Source organism: Zoogloea sp. (assembly GCF_023150065.1).
Lineage (GTDB): Bacteria > Pseudomonadota > Gammaproteobacteria > Burkholderiales > Rhodocyclaceae > Zoogloea.
In genome coordinates, this window is sequence record NZ_JAKLLN010000131.1 from 1 (window position 1) to 670 (window position 670).

A 670-nucleotide genomic window follows, 5' to 3' on the forward strand; every position below is an offset into this window, starting at 1 on the left:
GTGCCAGCCACAGCCACGCCAGCGCAGCCAGGGCGGACATGCAGGCGGACAGGCCGACAGGGCGCCAGCGAGGGGCATCGGCCCGCATCGGCTGGCCCGCGGAAGGCGCTGCCGCCGTGGGGGCAGGGTGCGGGGCGTGGTGCTGCGGTGCCGGGGTGGGGCGGGGCCGCATGGGGGCGGGCTCCGGGAGTGGCTCCAGCTCGAGGCGCGAGGGGCCCGGGGGCGTTGCCCTGCGGTGGGTGGCTGGCTCGGTTGCGCCGGCCTCGGCCCTGCGCAGGACGTCGATCAGCAGGCTCATGGGGAGGCACCTCCGGGGGCGACGGCGGGCAGCCCGGGGGGGCGGGAAGTTGCGGTGGCCGGGAACGGGCTTGTCGGTGAAGAAGTCGGCTCTGGGCAGGTGTTCGCGCAGGTGGGGTGTGCTGGCGACGAGGTTGGGTTCGCGCACGACGACCGGGCGCAGGAAGATCACGAGCTCGGTTTTTTGCACCGTGTTGTCACGGTTGGTGAAGGCTTCGCCGAGGATGGGCAGGGCGCCGATGAGGGGCACGCGGCCGGTCTTGTAGTCGATGCGGTCTTCCATCAGGCCGCCCAGGATGGCGGTCTCGCCGCTGCCCACGCGCAGGATGGATTCGATCTCGCGGGTTCGGATCTGCGGCACGAGGTTGGGGAT

General features: G+C 72.8%; 1 protein-coding gene. It reads right to left on the bottom strand.

Annotation, left to right across the window (positions count from 1 at the left end; all coding sequences use genetic code 11):
* Positions 1-670, bottom strand: a 670-nt coding sequence (locus tag L6Q67_RS24600) for a type II secretion system protein GspD (protein ID WP_367171678.1), incomplete at both ends; no start/stop codon positions are given.